The organism is Enterococcus sp. DIV1758 (genome assembly GCF_051711985.1).
Taxonomy (GTDB): Bacteria; Bacillota; Bacilli; order Lactobacillales; family Enterococcaceae; genus Enterococcus; species Enterococcus faecalis.
On record NZ_JBIOOA010000001.1, the window covers coordinates 2,165,417 to 2,179,773 of the forward strand.

A 14,357-nucleotide genomic window follows, 5' to 3' on the forward strand; every position below is an offset into this window, starting at 1 on the left:
CGACTGAACATTTTTATTTCAGCTTTCATTACTGATGATACCATGGTTAGTTCTCAGTCACAAGGCACCAGCTGTAATGTACGAGCAATATTTTCAACGGTTCTTTCTAAGTTAACTGGTCCATTTTTCAATGCTGCTTCCAACGGTTCGGCTTTGGCCAAAATTCCAAAAATAGCCGTCATCCCTTCTTCATAGAGGACATCCACATCTTTGCCGATATAGCCAGCACAAGCGAAAACCGGTTTTTGATACTTCTTGGCCAAACGTGAGACGCCATAAGGGGCTTTGCCGAATTTTGTTTGAAAATCCATACCGCCTTCACCAGTAAAGACATAATCAGCGGCTTTTATTTTTTCTTCTAATTGATTCACTTCTACGACAATATCAATCCCTGGGCGTAACTGAGCTTTTGTGAATGCTAGTAACCCTGCACCCAAACCACCAGCAGCTCCTGCGCCTGGCATCATCTCAACATCAATGCCGACCTCTTTTTTGATAATCGCTGCATAATGGGCTAAGTTTTTATCTAATTGAGCCACCATTTCTTCTGTCGCACCTTTTTGCGGGCCAAAGACATGAGACGCCCCTGTTGGCCCTGTTAGTGGGTTATTCACATCACTTGCTACTAGAACTTCGGTAGCAAAAATACGTTGATCAAACTCTGTTAAATCGATCTGCGCCAGTTTATCTAATGCACCACCGCCACGTGTCAATTCCTGCCCTTCCTTGTCTAACAAACGCGCACCAAGTGCCTGAATCATACCTGCACCCCCATCATTTGTCACGCTACCACCAATGCCGATAATGATTTTTTTTGCCCCATGATTAAGCGCATGTTGAATCATTTCTCCTGTACCATAAGTAGAAGTGATCAAGGGATTACGTTCTGCTGCTTTGACCAATTCAATTCCGTTGGCTTTCGCCATTTCAATGACCACCGTTTCTTGGTCACCTAATAAGCCGTAATAGGTTTCAACGATTTGATCAGGAAGCGGTCCTGCCACACGCACTGGTACTCTTGTGCCTCCTGTTGCATCCACTAAGGAATCCACCGTTCCTTCCCCGCCGTCTGCCATAGGGACGTGTTGAATGTCTGCATCTTTAAATACAGCTAAAATCCCTTTTTCCATTGCCAGACAGGCTTCTTTTGCACTCATACTTTCTTTAAATGAGTCTGGAGCCAAAACAAATTTTTTCGTCATCTTTTCGCGCCTACTTTCCAACTAGTTTAAAATAAAGCCATATAAAATGGTTGCAACAATCGTCATTACCCCACCGACACACATTTCATAAGGAATCACTCGAATTCTTTCTTTAATCGTCATATTCATACTTTGTGCCGTAATATGGAAATAATTGCCTTGAGGAACACTATCAATCACAGTTGCCCCAGTATGCACCATGACTGCTGCTGAAAGTGAAGATGTGCCCATATCTAAAATCGCTGGTCCAAAAGAACCTGTCGCTAAAATAACCGCTGTGGATGTTGAACCAACTGCTAAGCCCATTAAAATACCAGAAATCGGTGCCAAGAAGGTTCCAGAAATTCCCATAACAGAAATTAAGTGGACAATTTGTGTTGATAAATCAGAAACAGAAATTAATCCAGCAATTGCACCTGCACCAATTAAAATTAAAACGGTATCGGTTACTCTCTTCAAGCCAGAAGATGCATAAAAGGCCAGTTGTTTTGTTTGCCCAATCGCAATTGTCCCAACAACTGAAGCGAACGGCAAAATATACAGAGCATCAATATTCAAACTTTTGATGAAAGAAATATTTAAAACGGCGCCAATCGGATTAAGTAATAATAAGACAATCGCTAACACTGGCGCGATTAACGCCTTTTTCAAAGGTAATAATTCTTTTGTTTGTTCCTCTACAAGATCCGTTTCTTTGACCATTGATCCTTTGCTTCTCATGATATTTGCAAGAACAACAGCTGTAATTAAACCAAATACGGCTGGAATAAAGCCAGCAATCATAACGTCACTTAAAGGTAAATCAAAGCCGTTCGCCGCTGCAATAGTATTTGGATTAGGCGAAATAATATTGCCCGCTTTGCCGCCACCTGATAAAGCAATCAATAATGATAATTTACTAATACCCGTACTTTTCCCAACGGATAGAGCAATCGGGGCAACAATCAACACTGCAACAGGAATGAATACGCCCACTGATGTAATTACCATTGTTGATAATGCCAAAGATAAAATAGCTTTTTTCTCGCCAAGCTTTTGTACAATGGCGTTGGCAATTGATTCTGCCGCACCGGATTCCATCATCACACCCGCCAACATGCCGGCTGCTAAGACACGGATTGCGGTTCCCATAATACTTTGTGTTCCGTTTAATAGAACAGCGACTGTATCTGACAGGGAAGCGCCTCCAATAAAACAACCAACAATTGCACCAAAAAACAAGGAATACACAGGATTAAATTTTTTCAAAATTAATACTATCGCTACAACTAATCCTAAAATTGCAGCAACCCAAGATATTGTAATATCTGGCATTCAAAATCAGCTCCTTAAATTGTTTACGCTTTCATTTTATCAAAGTCCTTTCTTTTTAAAATTGTAAATTTAACAGGATTTATTGTTCAAATGCACAAAAAACTGTTCTTAAAGAACAGTTTTTTGAAATCTTTTTCTATCTTTCTTAATAATGACCACCAATCCAACGAACAAAAGAACACTCACAATTAACAATACTGCCGTTTTATTATATCCATGAAATAGTGCTTCACCTCCACATGCGTAAAGTATTGAGGAAGGAATCACACCAACGACTATCGCGGCTATTAAATTTTTTAATGGCAACTGCATAGTATCCGCAGCAAAATTAATCACAGAAGAAGGAATAATTGGAATCATGTAGCCCACCATAATCCCAATTTTTGGATGCTTCATCCGTCGAATGGACTGGACCCAATGATTGGTCTCCGTTTTTTTATCTAAAAATTTTATATGATGCATCAAAAAGATTGCAACTAAATTTCCCAAACTATTCCCTAAAACGTTAATGAGTGTGCCACTAAATGGACCAAAACTCAATCCTGCAATCACACCAATTACCGAGGTTGGAATCCCTGGTACTGCACACATAATTACTGTCAAAAAAACTAACCACAGCGCTGCTGAAAAACCATGTGAACGAATTCGCTCTAATAATTGTGTCTTACTGGCTTTAGGATTCAAAAATAATTGAATATCTGTTTGATATTCTAGATACAAACGGTAACCAACCAACAGGATTAAAATAAGACCGCTACTGATTAGTAGTATTCGGATTGTTTTCCTCTTCATTTTCTTTGCTCCTTTTATGCTTTATACAAAGTGTAGCACAGGATTCTTTGTGCCTCAATTAGAAGCTTGTATGAATAAAAGCCGACCCTAAAAGTTAGATTTTTTAATCTAACTTTTAGGGTCGATTCGAAAGTTACAAAGGTACTTTTTTATTTCCGATACATCTTAAACTCCAAGAACAGATCATTATAAGTTCCTAAGTATTCTTGACCTAAGTCTTGGTAAACTTCTAAATGTTTGATGGTTTCATCATCTGGATAAAATTGTTTATCTTCGGCAACTTCTTTTGGTAATAGTTTTTTAGCTTCTTTATTTGGTGTGGAATAACCAATATATTCTGCGTTTTGTGCTGCATTTTCTGGTCGTAACATAAAGTTCATAAATGCATAGGCACCCTCTTTATTTTTGGCTGTCTTAGGCATCACAATGTTATCAAACCAGAGATTAGAGCCTTCACTGGGAATCACATAATGTAGATGTTCATTGTTTTCTAGCATTTCAGCAGCTTCACCAGAGAAAGTTACAGCAACTGCACTTTCTTCATTAGCCATGTACATTTTGATTTCATCGGCAACAATTGCTTTGACATTGTTCGTTAATCGGTTTAACTTATCGGTAGCCTGACGTAATTGTTGGTCGTTTTTACTGTTTAACGAATAGCCTAAACTGTTCAAAGATAATCCTAACACTTCGCGAGCGCCATCAATCAGCATGACATTATTTTTTAATTCCGGGCGCCATAAATCATCCCAATGTTGGATCTGACGGCCGTCAATAAATTTATCATTATAAATAATCCCCAACGTGCCCCAGAAGTACGGAACGGAAAACTTATTTTTGGGATCAAAGGATTGATCTAAAAAGCGTGCATCAATGTTTTCTAAGCCTTTTAATTTGCTGTGATCAAGTGGTAAAAGCATCTTCGCTTTCATCATTTTTTGAATCATATATTCAGAAGGAATGGCAATATCATAGGCTGTACCACCTTGCTGAATTTTTGTATACATGGCTTCATTAGAATCAAAGGTTTCGTAATTGACTTTATAGCCTGTTTCTTTTTCAAATTTCTTAATCAAGGCCGGATCTATATAGTCTCCCCAATTGTAAATGGTTAAGGTATCTGCTCCTGCCATGCCACTTGCTTTCTCCAATTGGCGCACGCCAAAAAACAAGATGACAATAATAGCGATAATTCCAATAAAAAGTGACTGTAATTTTTTCATTTTAACTTGGCCACCTCACTTTGTTCCCGACGCATTTTCTTTAAACGTTTTGGTGTATTGTCTTTACTGATAAAGTAATAACCGACAACTAGAATCATTGAGAATAGGAACACTAACGCACTTAAGGCATTGATTTCTAAACTAATTCCCTGACGTGCTCGTGAATAAATTTCAACAGATAATGTTGAAAAACCATTGCCTGTCACAAAGAATGTTACGGCAAAATCGTCCAACGAATAAGTAAAGGCCATAAAGTAGCCAGCAATAATTCCTGGCGCTAAAAAAGGCAAAATAATATTTTTAATCACTTGAACATTATTGGCCCCTAAATCCCGTGCCGCATCTACCATAGAATCGTTCATCTCTTGTAGTTTTGGTAAAACCATTAAAACAACAATCGGAATACTAAAGGCAATATGCGACAATAATACACTTGTAAAACCTAAACTGATAAACCCTACTGCCGTGAAGAAAATTAAGAAACTGGCTCCAATAATAACATCTGGTGAAACGAGTAAAATGTTATTAAAGCTAAGCAACGTGTTCCGGTTTTTACGACGTTTTGTATAATAAATCCCCATCGCGCCAAATGTTCCAATGATGGTTGCTATTAAAGCCGATAAGAAAGCTAACAAAAACGTATTCAGAACAATGGTTAACAAACGTGTGTCTTCGAAAACGTTCCGATAATTATCTAACGTAAAACCAGTAAACTGATTCATCGTTTGCGTGTCGTTAAACGAATAAAAAATCAAATAAAAGATTGGTGCGTACAGTAGCGCAAAGACAACGAATAAATACACATAAGACCATTTAAACTTTTTCTTTTGCATTATTTGCCACGCCCTTTCTTCTTCTCACCCGTCAGCAACATCACAATAAACATGGCAACAATTAAAATCACACCAATTGTTGAACCCATGCCCCAGTTTTGCGTTACTAAGAAGTGTTCCTCAATCGCCGTTCCCAACGTAATCACCCGATTGCCGCCAATTAAACGCGTTAACATAAAGAGCGAGAGCGAAGGAATAAAGACAGCTTGAACGCCACTTTTCACACCGTTTAGGGAGAGAGGAAAAATGACACGGCGGAATGTTTCCGCACTGCTAGCTCCTAAGTCCCGACTAGCACTAATCAATGAAGGATTCATCTCTTCTAAGGCATTAAAAATCGGCATAATCATAAATGGAATTTCAATATACGTTGCGACAAATAAAAAACTGAAATCTGTAAACAAAATTTGGTGCGTACCCAAACCCATAAAACTCATAAACTGATTGATACTCCCATGAATACTGAAAATCCCAATAAAGGCATAAGCTTTTAATAATAAATTCACCCATGTTGGTAAAATAACCAGCATTAACCACAACTGTTTATGCTTGAGCTTTGTCAAAAAATAAGCCGTAGGATAACTTACCAATAACGTAAAAATGGTAATCAGAAAAGCATACCACACTGAATTAATGGTCATACTTAAATACGTTCCTGATGTAAAATACGTTTGGTAATTCGCCAAGGTAAACTGGCCATTCATATCGAAAAATGATTGATAAATAATCATTAGCACTGGCGCAATGACGAATAAAAGTAACCACATTACATAGGGAATCGAATAAATTCGACGCATTGTTTTCATTTTATTTTCCCCTTTCTTTTACTCGTCGTAACTTTCTAAACGGGCATCAAAGTCTTCTTCTGATTCATTGAAGCGCATCACGTGAATATCTTCTGGCTCAAAAGAGAGACCTACTTGAGCACCTTCTTTGGCTTTTCGAGTGGAATGCACCATCCATTCGTTTCCTTGTTCATCAAAACAAATAATTTCATAATGAACGCCGCGGAATAACTGCGTGTCCACCGTTACAGTTAGCTTGCCTTTTTCAAGCGTGGTAATCGTTAAGTCTTCTGGACGTAAAACGACTTCTACAGGTTCATTTTTCCGCATGCCGCCATCGACACATTCAAACTTTTTGCCCACAAATGAAACTAAATTATCTTCCAGCATCACGCCGTCCACAATATTACTTTCCCCCACAAAGTCAGCAACAAAGTGATTAATCGGTTCATCATAAATATCAACTGGTGTGCCACTTTGCACGATATGACCTTTATTCATGACAAAAATTTCATCACTCATCGCTAATGCTTCTTCTTGATCATGGGTCACAAAAATAAAAGTAATTCCTAAACGTTGTTGTAAATCACGTAGTTCATATTGCATCGCTGTGCGTAATTTCAAATCTAAAGCGGATAACGGCTCATCTAAAAGCAATACTTTTGGCTCATTGACAATCGCTCGAGCAATTGCGACCCGCTGACGTTGGCCCCCAGACATTTCACTAATTTCACGTGTTTCGTAGCCGGGTAATTGAACCAAACGTAATGCCTCTTTCACTTTTTTTTCAATTTCTGCTTTGGATAGTTTTTTGATTTTTAAACCAAACGCAACATTATCAAAAACATTCATGTGAGGAAACAAAGCATAATCCTGAAACACGGTATTGACTTGGCGTTTATTGGCAGGTACATCATTTATTCTTTTACCATCAAAATAAACATCACCAGAAGTCACGTCATTGAATCCCGCAATAATACGCAAAATCGTGGTTTTGCCACATCCTGAAGGTCCTAATAAGGTATAAAATTTTCCTTCTTCAATTTCAAAGCTGACATTTTTTAATACTGGTTCATCGTCAAATTGTTTGACAACATTTTCAAATGAAATCACATGGTTTCTCACTGGATAAACTCCTCCATTTCGTCCTTTATAAATACGATTCTGTCGCCACAATTAACGCACGACTTTTTCCTCGACCATTGTTGCTAATTTGGTGAGGTTCTGTTGCTTGGTAATACATGGTTTGACCTTTTTTAGCAATATACGTGGCTTCCCCTAATGTCAAACGAATGGAGCCATCAATCACATAAATAAATGTTTCCGATAGAGAAGGTTCAAACGTTTTGTATTCGCCATTTTTATCAAAAGTAATAATGACAGGTTCCATTTCTTTTTCATTTGAGGCTGGAATTAACCATTTTAGTTCATAGCCATGTTCTTCATCATAATAGAGGGTACTTTCTTCTTCATTGTAGACAATTTTCTGTTCAAGCGGTTGCTGACTAAAAAACTGCTCTGGCGTCACGCCTAGTACTTCTAAAATTGAGAAAAATGTTTCCATTGATGGTGAGCTTAAATCCCGCTCCAATTGGGAAATATAGCCTTTGGATAAATCCGTTCTTTCGCCTAATTCTTCTTGTGTCAAATTTTTCTGAATGCGTAAATTTCTCAACTTCTCACCAATTTCCATGGCACACCTCGTTTCTATTTTCAGCTAATCTTTTCAACAAAAGTTTTGTAATACTAAACTTACAGTTTAGTTTTACCTTTTTTAGTATACGAACTTTTTGAAAAATTTCAACCATTTTTCTTTATTTTTCTAGTCTAATTGTCACACAATCTTTCTTTTCTGTATAACTTACTGTTTATAAGAAGAAAAATGATACGAAAAAATCAGAATATGATAAAATAAGACGAGTTGCTTTTTTACATAATTGGAAGGAGAGTTTTTATATGAATTCATTTCAAGCATTTACGTTAAGAGAACAAGATACATCTGTTATTGGTCAACTAGAAACCATTACTTTAGACGATTTATCAGAAGGCACTGTAGTAATCAAAGCAGCCTACTCCTCAGTTAACTTTAAAGACTCTTTAGCTTCAAAAAAAGACGGCGGTGTGATTCGCAATTATCCAATGATTCCAGGAATTGATGTCAGTGGCACCGTTGTCACATCGGAAGATCCTCGTTTCAAAGAAGGCGATAAAGTGATCGTAACAGGCTATCAATTAGGGGTTACTCATACTGGTGGTTATTCTGAATATGTGCGTGTTCCTGGCGATTGGGTAGTTCCACTTCCTGAAAAAATGAGTCTCAAAGAAGCAATGATCTTCGGAACTGCTGGCTTTACGGCAGGATTATCTGTCACAGCTTTAGAAGACGATGGCTTACGCGACGACAAAGAAGCCCCCATTATTGTAACTGGTGCGACAGGCGGTGTTGCGACATTGTCTATTGCGATGTTGCATCAATTAGGCTACACTTCAATCACTGCATTAACTAGAAAGCCAGATTCTTTTGAGCTTTTAAAAGAGTTAGGTGTTAGTGAATGCTTATTAGTAGAAGATTTCTTAGCAACTCCTGTTAAAGCATTGATGAAACAGCGTTTTGCTTTTGCAATTGATACCACTGGTGGGGAAATTACTTCTGCTGTTTTACCACAACTTCGTTATGATGGCCGTTCAGCCATTTGTGGCCGCGCTGCTGGAATTACATTAGAGACAACCGTTTTACCCTTTATTTTACGGGGCGTTCATTTATTGGGCATTGATTCGGTTAATGTTGGTATGGACAAACGAAAAATAGTTTGGCAACGTCTTGCCACTGATTTAGACATCACTGAAAAAGCTGTGTATCAAGAGATTACTTTAGAAGAACTTCCCCCTGTTTTTGAAGCATTACAAGCAGGCCAACATATTGGACGGACCATTGTCCGAATTTCTTAAGGAGGCGTTTTGATTATGGATGTTTTAGTTACTGCTGGCGGAACGTCAGAACCGATTGATAATGTTCGTTCGATTACCAATCATTCTTCTGGCGGACTAGGAAAAGCAATTGCTGAAAGTTTTTTAGCTGCTGGACACACCGTAACCTACGTAACAACCAAACATGCATTACGTCCAACCCAACAATTGGACTTATCAATTAAAGAAATAGAAACAACGGTTGAATTAGCCACTACGTTAGAACAACTCTTTGCTGAAAAGCAATTTGATGCGATTGTTCACGCAATGGCAGTCAGTGATTTTACGACGGAAACCGCGCAAACGGAAGAACAATTTATTGATTCTTTTGCGCAACAATTAAGCGAACAAACATTGCCAAAGACCAAAGAAGCCTTGGTAACTATCGTTAAAAACACATTGAATCAGATTGCTGATATTCCTCAAACAGCAACAAAAATTTCATCTGATACGGACCGATTATTAATTTTTCTAAAGAAAAATCCTAAAGTCATCCAAATGATTCGTACCAAGCAACCCCAAACTGTTTTAGTGGGCTTTAAATTACTTGTCAACGTTTCACAAGAAGAACTTGTCCAAGTTGCACAAGCCGCTTTGATTAAAAATCGGTGTGACTTTGTCTTAGCCAATGACTTGATGAACGTTCATGAAACAGAACACGAAGGATTATTAATTAACGAAACGGGCATTGTCCAAGAAGCTTGTTCAAAACAAGGGATTGGTTCAATGATCGTTAAAAATGTTGAAAAGAAATGGAGAGAACAACAATGAAAACTATTTTATTAGGCGTCTCTGGCAGCATTTCTGCATATAAAGCAGCAGATATTACAAGTCAACTAGCTAAGCTTGGCTACAATGTGGAAATTTTAATGACTAAAAGCAGCACAGCGTTCATCACTCCGCTGACGTTACAATCACTTTCTAAGAATCCAGTGCATACGGATGTCATGATGGAAATTGATCCCAGTAAAATTAATCACATTGAGTTAGCTAAAAAAGCGGATTTATTTTTAGTAGCACCTGCTTCGGCCAATACAATTGGGAAATTAGCCCATGGGATTGCCGACGACTTACTATCAACAGTTGCTTTGGCACTTTATCCTGAAACGCCAAAAATTATTGCGCCCGCGATGAATACGTATATGTACCAAAACCCCATTGTCCAACGAAATATTGGCATTTTAAAAGAAGTCGGCTATCAAGAAATAATCCCACGTGAAGCTCTATTAGCTTGTGGCGATTATGGTCGTGGCGCACTTGCCACTGTTGAAGATATCCTTCAAACAGTGATGAAAATTTTAGCATCTGATAACAAGGAGTAATTTATGAATAACACGAAAAAATTTACGTTAACAGCAATGTTCTTAGCTATCTTACTTTTACTGGCTTTAACCCCGCTAGGATTTATCACATTAGGTCCTTTAAATTCGACCACGATGCATATTCCTGTAATTATTGGTTCCATTGTTTTAGGGCCAAAAATCGGTAGTATGTTGGGCGGCACGTTTGGGATCATTAGCTTAATTAAAAATACGACAGCACCAACACCTTTGTCGTTTGTTTTTTCTCCATTTATTCCTGTGATTGGTACCGATCATGGTAGTTGGAAGGCTCTTTTAATTGTGCTCATTCCGCGGATTTTAATTGGGGTCGTTCCTTATTTCGCTTACAAATGGCTAAATAAATTAACGAAGGAAAAAGCGCAACCTGTCTCCTTATTTGTGGCTGGTGTTTTAGGCTCAGCAACGAATACCATTTTAGTCATGAACATGATTTATTTTCTTTTTAATTCAGCTTATGCTGAAATTATTGGTAAAGCTGGAACTGCTGTTTACCTAGCTATTATTGCGACGATTTTCAGTTCTGGTGTGCCAGAAGCTCTTGTTGCTGGTGTAGCTGCTTCAGCAATTGCTAGCGTTTTGCTTCGCTTAATGAAACGGAATGCAACGCAAAAATTATAGAAAAAACCACAGGGGCTAAAAATCAAGTTTGATTTTTAGCCCCTGTGGTTTTTATTTATTTTTTTTGTTTTCGTAATTTATAGGCATATTCACTGGCTTTAAATAATAATTTATTAACCGGTAAATCGAATTCCCCAATAAATTCATTAATCGTTGGGTTGAAGTTCGCTTTAAACTTGATTAAGCCATCATTTAAACTACCTTCTAAGCCGCCCATATTACAGCTTTCGCAGCCACGGTTAAAACATTCTTGAATGGCATCTCGCCAAGTCACATAAGTTGGCATGTAGCGTTTATAACGATCATCTAAGCCAGCATAAAGGATTTCACTTGTTGGACCAAATGTTACAGCCAAGGCGCCAGCAACCGTGACGATTTCACCAGCTTCTGCGATATTTTCTTCTAATTCTTTTAGTTCCCGAGTCAAGGAAGCATCTAATTCTTCTAAATTATGGCGCTTTTTCACTTGATTTTCTTTCAAATTACTCAAGTCTTTTTGATTTTTGTCATAGCGTTGTTGCGTGCTATCTAAGCGTTCCTTTAAATTGACTTGCGCCAGCATAATAAAGGAGTCTTCTGGGTAAATGTTCAACAGCTTCTTAAAGTAATCACTATTCCGCAAAGAAATATGTTGGCGTTCCATGGTTGATTGAATGACTTTTTCAAATTCATCAACAAAGTCAACATGCCCTTGCTGCACAACTACCCCTTTTTTTTCAGCTGTTTTAATCATTTTCTTGGTACTTTTTGACAATTGTTCCTCACTAAAATCTTCACGATAAATATTCGCTTGGAAGCGAGGCTGGATGGTGGCCCCCATATCCATTGTCAGTCCTTGATATTTGGCCCCTGCTTTTTTCAAGGTCTCAATAATAGATGTCGCTTCAGCATGCGGTTGATGTTCTTCTCCCAAATGAAAATCTTGATAGTGAACCGCTGGATCCATTTTTATAAATAAAGCTCGTTTTTTCTTGCCAAATTTTTTCAATTCAGCCATAAAGTAGTTGACCAAACGTTCATTTGTATAGTCCATTACTGGACCTCTTGGTGTATATAACATCGTAAAACCGGCTGGTAATGGTTTGATTAAAACTAAACTTGATGCAACTAATGTATCCTTTTCATAAACCCCAACAATTTCAGAACCCCAGTTATCCTTGACTTTTGCCCATGAAGATGACTGTAGTAAATTACATAATGGGTGATTTTTAACAAATGTATCGTGTACTTCTGCCGGAATACCGATTTTAAATGTGTACATGTTCAAACTCCTCTGCTGTGACTTTCCAATAGTCCGTTTATCTTACACTATCATAGTGTATTCCAACAGACTAGTAAAGTTTTACATGAAAATTTTTAGAAAAAATGTAGATCTTATTCTTTATGTAAAAAAGACGAGGTAGAAACAGTTCATTCTATCACTTAGTTCACTAATAGCAACGACACTTTTCTTCACTGCCATTCAAAGGATGAATCATTTCTATCCACATCTTTTCAATTAAATACGTGTTTCAAATTTTAATGACTTGTTGATAAAGTACATGATTGGTGCTGAAATCGTCATAATAATCGCTTCACTTAATGCTAACCAACCATAAGTTGTCCAAAATGCTTGACCGCCACTTGGTACTAGCATAAAGGCAATAAAAAACATACTTACAGTGAAAAATAGACTATTTAGACACATTCTAACAGGAATACTTGGTACCTTTTTTTGTAAAAAAGCTGTTAAGCTCAACGCAAATAATGTTTGCGCTCCACCAAACAGAGCATCCATTACACCGAAACCAAAAAATAAGTTAAAAAAGATAACGCCGCCTAAAACACCCCACATCAATTTGCGATTGAAAACGACTAGGTGATTCAAACTTTCTGAAATTCTAAATTGAATCATACCAGAAGAAACTGGCCGAACCAATAAAGAGAGGACAATATATAAGCCCATAATGATACCATTGGCTAAGACTGTTCTTAGCTTTCGATTGGCTTGAAACGAATTTTGCATACTTTTTCCTTCTTTCTCCGAGTTTTTTTACAAGGGATGGTTGATGAACCTTGGTTACAATTGCAACAGTTCACATTCTAATATGGAAAGTCAAAATAGTCAATGAAAGCCCTGTTTTACTTTGCACTTATTTGCAGTTTTCACCTCTCGTGCATTGTTTCGTACCTTTTTCTAGTCATTTTTTACTTTTTTAAGCAATCTTTATTCGCAGAAGTTCCTCCCTCTGGTATAATGGACAATAGCGATTCAAAGGAGGAGCTCAATGAACATTCACTACTATCTTATTATCAACGAGCAGGCAAGTAGCGGCAATGGCCGAAAAGTCGCTAGAAAAGTGATTCAACAACTCAAGCAACAAGAACTTAAATATACGGCTCTTTACACTGATTACGCTGGACATGAAAAAGAATTGACGAAGGAACTTGCAGAAACAACTTTACTTCCTTGGTCTGAAGACTTAGACGTTTCAACTTTTCCAATCCTAGTCGTGCTAGGCGGCGATGGCACACTACATAATGTCATTAATTCATTACTTCCATATGATTCAGCTATTCCTTTAAGCTATATTCCATGCGGCTCTGGAAATGATTTTGCACGAGGGGTGGGATTATCAAGAAATATTGATAAAGCATTGCATCAAATCCTGCGCACCAGACGACCAAAAGAAATTCAAACGATTCATTATGTAGAAGCCAACCAAGAAGAAATCGGCTTAGCCACCAATAATGTTGGCTTAGGATTAGATGCGGCAATCGTGGAAAAAACCAACGAATCGTCATCAAAAAAAGCCTTAAATAAATTTAAGCTTGGCTCGCTTTCCTATATTTCTTCAATCATTCATGTCTTTTTTAAACAAAAAGGCTTTCCAATTTTAGTTGAAATGAATGGTAAACAATACACATTTAATCGTGCTTTCCTATGTACGGTCACAAATCATCCTTATTTTGGCGGGGGCGTATCAATTATGCCGACGGCCAATCCTCGCAAAGCAGTCGTGGACTTAGTTGTCGTGGAACGAATCAATATTTTTAAAATTTTGTGGCTTATTTTCCTATTGCTTCGTCAAAAACAAGGGAAATCTAAGCATTTTCATCATTTTCAATCAAGTAAAATTCGAATTGTTTCGACGATTCCACAAACCATTCACGCAGATGGCGAGATTTTAGGCAAACGAAGTATTGATATGGTTTATACCACACAAAAACGTTTGTTTTGGTTTTAACTGAGTCCCTTAAGGTTGAAAAAGAGTGCCATAAGTCAAAACGACTTATGGCA

The 14,357-nt window shown here is 37.7% G+C and carries 15 protein-coding genes; 5 read left to right on the forward strand and 10 right to left on the reverse strand.

The window, feature by feature from the left end; translation table 11 throughout:
* Positions 1-53: 53 nt before the first annotated feature.
* From IGJ52_RS10415 to IGJ52_RS10450, 8 genes are all read right to left on the reverse strand, one after another.
* The gene (locus IGJ52_RS10415; RefSeq protein ID WP_261998609.1) at positions 54-1,202 is read right to left on the reverse strand and encodes a glycerate kinase; all 1,149 of its coding nucleotides are present in this window, start codon (positions 1,200-1,202) and stop codon (positions 54-56) included.
* A 21-nt stretch (positions 1,203-1,223) separates the two neighbouring features.
* Positions 1,224-2,516: a GntP family permease gene (locus IGJ52_RS10420; protein ID WP_438792078.1), complete on the reverse strand. Its 1,293-nt coding sequence runs from the start codon at positions 2,514-2,516 to the stop codon at positions 1,224-1,226.
* A 108-nt stretch (positions 2,517-2,624) separates the two neighbouring features.
* The gene (locus IGJ52_RS10425) at positions 2,625-3,308 is read right to left on the reverse strand and encodes a TVP38/TMEM64 family protein (RefSeq protein WP_002419471.1); all 684 of its coding nucleotides are present in this window, start codon (positions 3,306-3,308) and stop codon (positions 2,625-2,627) included.
* Between the two features lie 149 nt (positions 3,309-3,457).
* Positions 3,458-4,531 carry an ABC transporter substrate-binding protein gene (locus IGJ52_RS10430; RefSeq protein WP_438792079.1) on the reverse strand — a complete coding sequence of 358 codons (1,074 nt, stop codon included), beginning with the start codon at positions 4,529-4,531 and terminating at the stop codon, positions 3,458-3,460.
* Positions 4,528-5,364, reverse strand: a complete 837-nt coding sequence (locus IGJ52_RS10435) for an ABC transporter permease (RefSeq protein WP_002356512.1) — start codon at positions 5,362-5,364, stop codon at positions 4,528-4,530. The genes IGJ52_RS10430 and IGJ52_RS10435 overlap by 4 nt, the downstream gene beginning before the upstream one ends.
* Positions 5,364-6,170 (reverse strand): ABC transporter permease, encoded by an 807-nt coding sequence (locus tag IGJ52_RS10440; RefSeq protein WP_002356510.1) that lies wholly within the window; start codon positions 6,168-6,170, stop codon positions 5,364-5,366. The genes IGJ52_RS10435 and IGJ52_RS10440 overlap by 1 nt, the downstream gene beginning before the upstream one ends.
* Before the next feature lie 18 nt (positions 6,171-6,188).
* Positions 6,189-7,274 carry an ABC transporter ATP-binding protein gene (locus tag IGJ52_RS10445; RefSeq protein ID WP_002356508.1) on the reverse strand — a complete coding sequence of 362 codons (1,086 nt, stop codon included), beginning with the start codon at positions 7,272-7,274 and terminating at the stop codon, positions 6,189-6,191.
* 25 nt (positions 7,275-7,299) lie between these two features.
* A complete protein-coding gene (locus tag IGJ52_RS10450; RefSeq protein WP_002356507.1) occupies positions 7,300-7,842 on the reverse strand; it encodes a helix-turn-helix domain-containing protein in 543 nt (180 codons plus the stop codon).
* A gap of 263 nt (positions 7,843-8,105) precedes the next feature.
* Here IGJ52_RS10450 and IGJ52_RS10455 point away from each other — a divergent pair, with 263 nt between their 5' ends.
* The 4 genes from IGJ52_RS10455 to IGJ52_RS10470 are packed head-to-tail and all read left to right on the forward strand — an operon-like array spanning position 8,106 to position 11,077.
* Positions 8,106-9,098, forward strand: a complete 993-nt coding sequence (locus tag IGJ52_RS10455) for a YhdH/YhfP family quinone oxidoreductase (protein WP_002382628.1) — start codon at positions 8,106-8,108, stop codon at positions 9,096-9,098.
* 15 nt (positions 9,099-9,113) lie between these two features.
* Complete coding sequence (coaB, locus tag IGJ52_RS10460) at positions 9,114-9,887, forward strand: phosphopantothenate--cysteine ligase (RefSeq protein ID WP_016614373.1); 774 nt, start codon at positions 9,114-9,116, stop codon at positions 9,885-9,887.
* Complete coding sequence (coaC, locus tag IGJ52_RS10465; RefSeq protein ID WP_002359573.1) at positions 9,884-10,438, forward strand: phosphopantothenoylcysteine decarboxylase; 555 nt, start codon at positions 9,884-9,886, stop codon at positions 10,436-10,438. The genes coaB and coaC overlap by 4 nt, the downstream gene beginning before the upstream one ends.
* A gap of 3 nt (positions 10,439-10,441) precedes the next feature.
* Complete coding sequence (locus IGJ52_RS10470; protein ID WP_002356501.1) at positions 10,442-11,077, forward strand: ECF transporter S component; 636 nt, start codon at positions 10,442-10,444, stop codon at positions 11,075-11,077.
* Positions 11,078-11,132: 55 nt separating this feature from the next.
* Here the strand turns inward: IGJ52_RS10470 and IGJ52_RS10475 are convergent, their stop codons facing one another.
* Positions 11,133-12,338: an aminoacyltransferase gene (locus tag IGJ52_RS10475; RefSeq protein WP_002419468.1), complete on the reverse strand. Its 1,206-nt coding sequence runs from the start codon at positions 12,336-12,338 to the stop codon at positions 11,133-11,135.
* Between the two features lie 237 nt (positions 12,339-12,575).
* Positions 12,576-13,082 carry a QueT transporter family protein gene (locus IGJ52_RS10480; RefSeq protein ID WP_002356499.1) on the reverse strand — a complete coding sequence of 169 codons (507 nt, stop codon included), beginning with the start codon at positions 13,080-13,082 and terminating at the stop codon, positions 12,576-12,578.
* Between the two features lie 262 nt (positions 13,083-13,344).
* Here IGJ52_RS10480 and IGJ52_RS10485 point away from each other — a divergent pair, with 262 nt between their 5' ends.
* Complete coding sequence (locus IGJ52_RS10485; RefSeq protein ID WP_002356498.1) at positions 13,345-14,304, forward strand: diacylglycerol/lipid kinase family protein; 960 nt, start codon at positions 13,345-13,347, stop codon at positions 14,302-14,304.
* Positions 14,305-14,357 lie beyond the last annotated feature (53 nt).

Coding starts and splice junctions, on each gene's coding strand:
- coaC (WP_002359573.1), top strand. CDS start 9,884: ATGAAAACTATTTTATTAGGCGTCTCTGGCAGCATTTCTGCATATAAA.
- IGJ52_RS10450 (WP_002356507.1), bottom strand. CDS start 7,842: ATGGAAATTGGTGAGAAGTTGAGAAATTTACGCATTCAGAAAAATTTG.
- IGJ52_RS10455 (WP_002382628.1), top strand. CDS start 8,106: ATGAATTCATTTCAAGCATTTACGTTAAGAGAACAAGATACATCTGTT.
- IGJ52_RS10475 (WP_002419468.1), bottom strand. CDS start 12,338: ATGTACACATTTAAAATCGGTATTCCGGCAGAAGTACACGATACATTT.
- IGJ52_RS10425 (WP_002419471.1), bottom strand. CDS start 3,308: ATGAAGAGGAAAACAATCCGAATACTACTAATCAGTAGCGGTCTTATT.
- IGJ52_RS10470 (WP_002356501.1), top strand. CDS start 10,442: ATGAATAACACGAAAAAATTTACGTTAACAGCAATGTTCTTAGCTATC.
- coaB (WP_016614373.1), top strand. CDS start 9,114: ATGGATGTTTTAGTTACTGCTGGCGGAACGTCAGAACCGATTGATAAT.
- IGJ52_RS10485 (WP_002356498.1), top strand. CDS start 13,345: ATGAACATTCACTACTATCTTATTATCAACGAGCAGGCAAGTAGCGGC.
- IGJ52_RS10415 (WP_261998609.1), bottom strand. CDS start 1,202: ATGACGAAAAAATTTGTTTTGGCTCCAGACTCATTTAAAGAAAGTATG.
- IGJ52_RS10480 (WP_002356499.1), bottom strand. CDS start 13,082: ATGCAAAATTCGTTTCAAGCCAATCGAAAGCTAAGAACAGTCTTAGCC.
- IGJ52_RS10430 (WP_438792079.1), bottom strand. CDS start 4,531: ATGAAAAAATTACAGTCACTTTTTATTGGAATTATCGCTATTATTGTC.
- IGJ52_RS10435 (WP_002356512.1), bottom strand. CDS start 5,364: ATGCAAAAGAAAAAGTTTAAATGGTCTTATGTGTATTTATTCGTTGTC.
- IGJ52_RS10440 (WP_002356510.1), bottom strand. CDS start 6,170: ATGAAAACAATGCGTCGAATTTATTCGATTCCCTATGTAATGTGGTTA.
- IGJ52_RS10420 (WP_438792078.1), bottom strand. CDS start 2,516: ATGCCAGATATTACAATATCTTGGGTTGCTGCAATTTTAGGATTAGTT.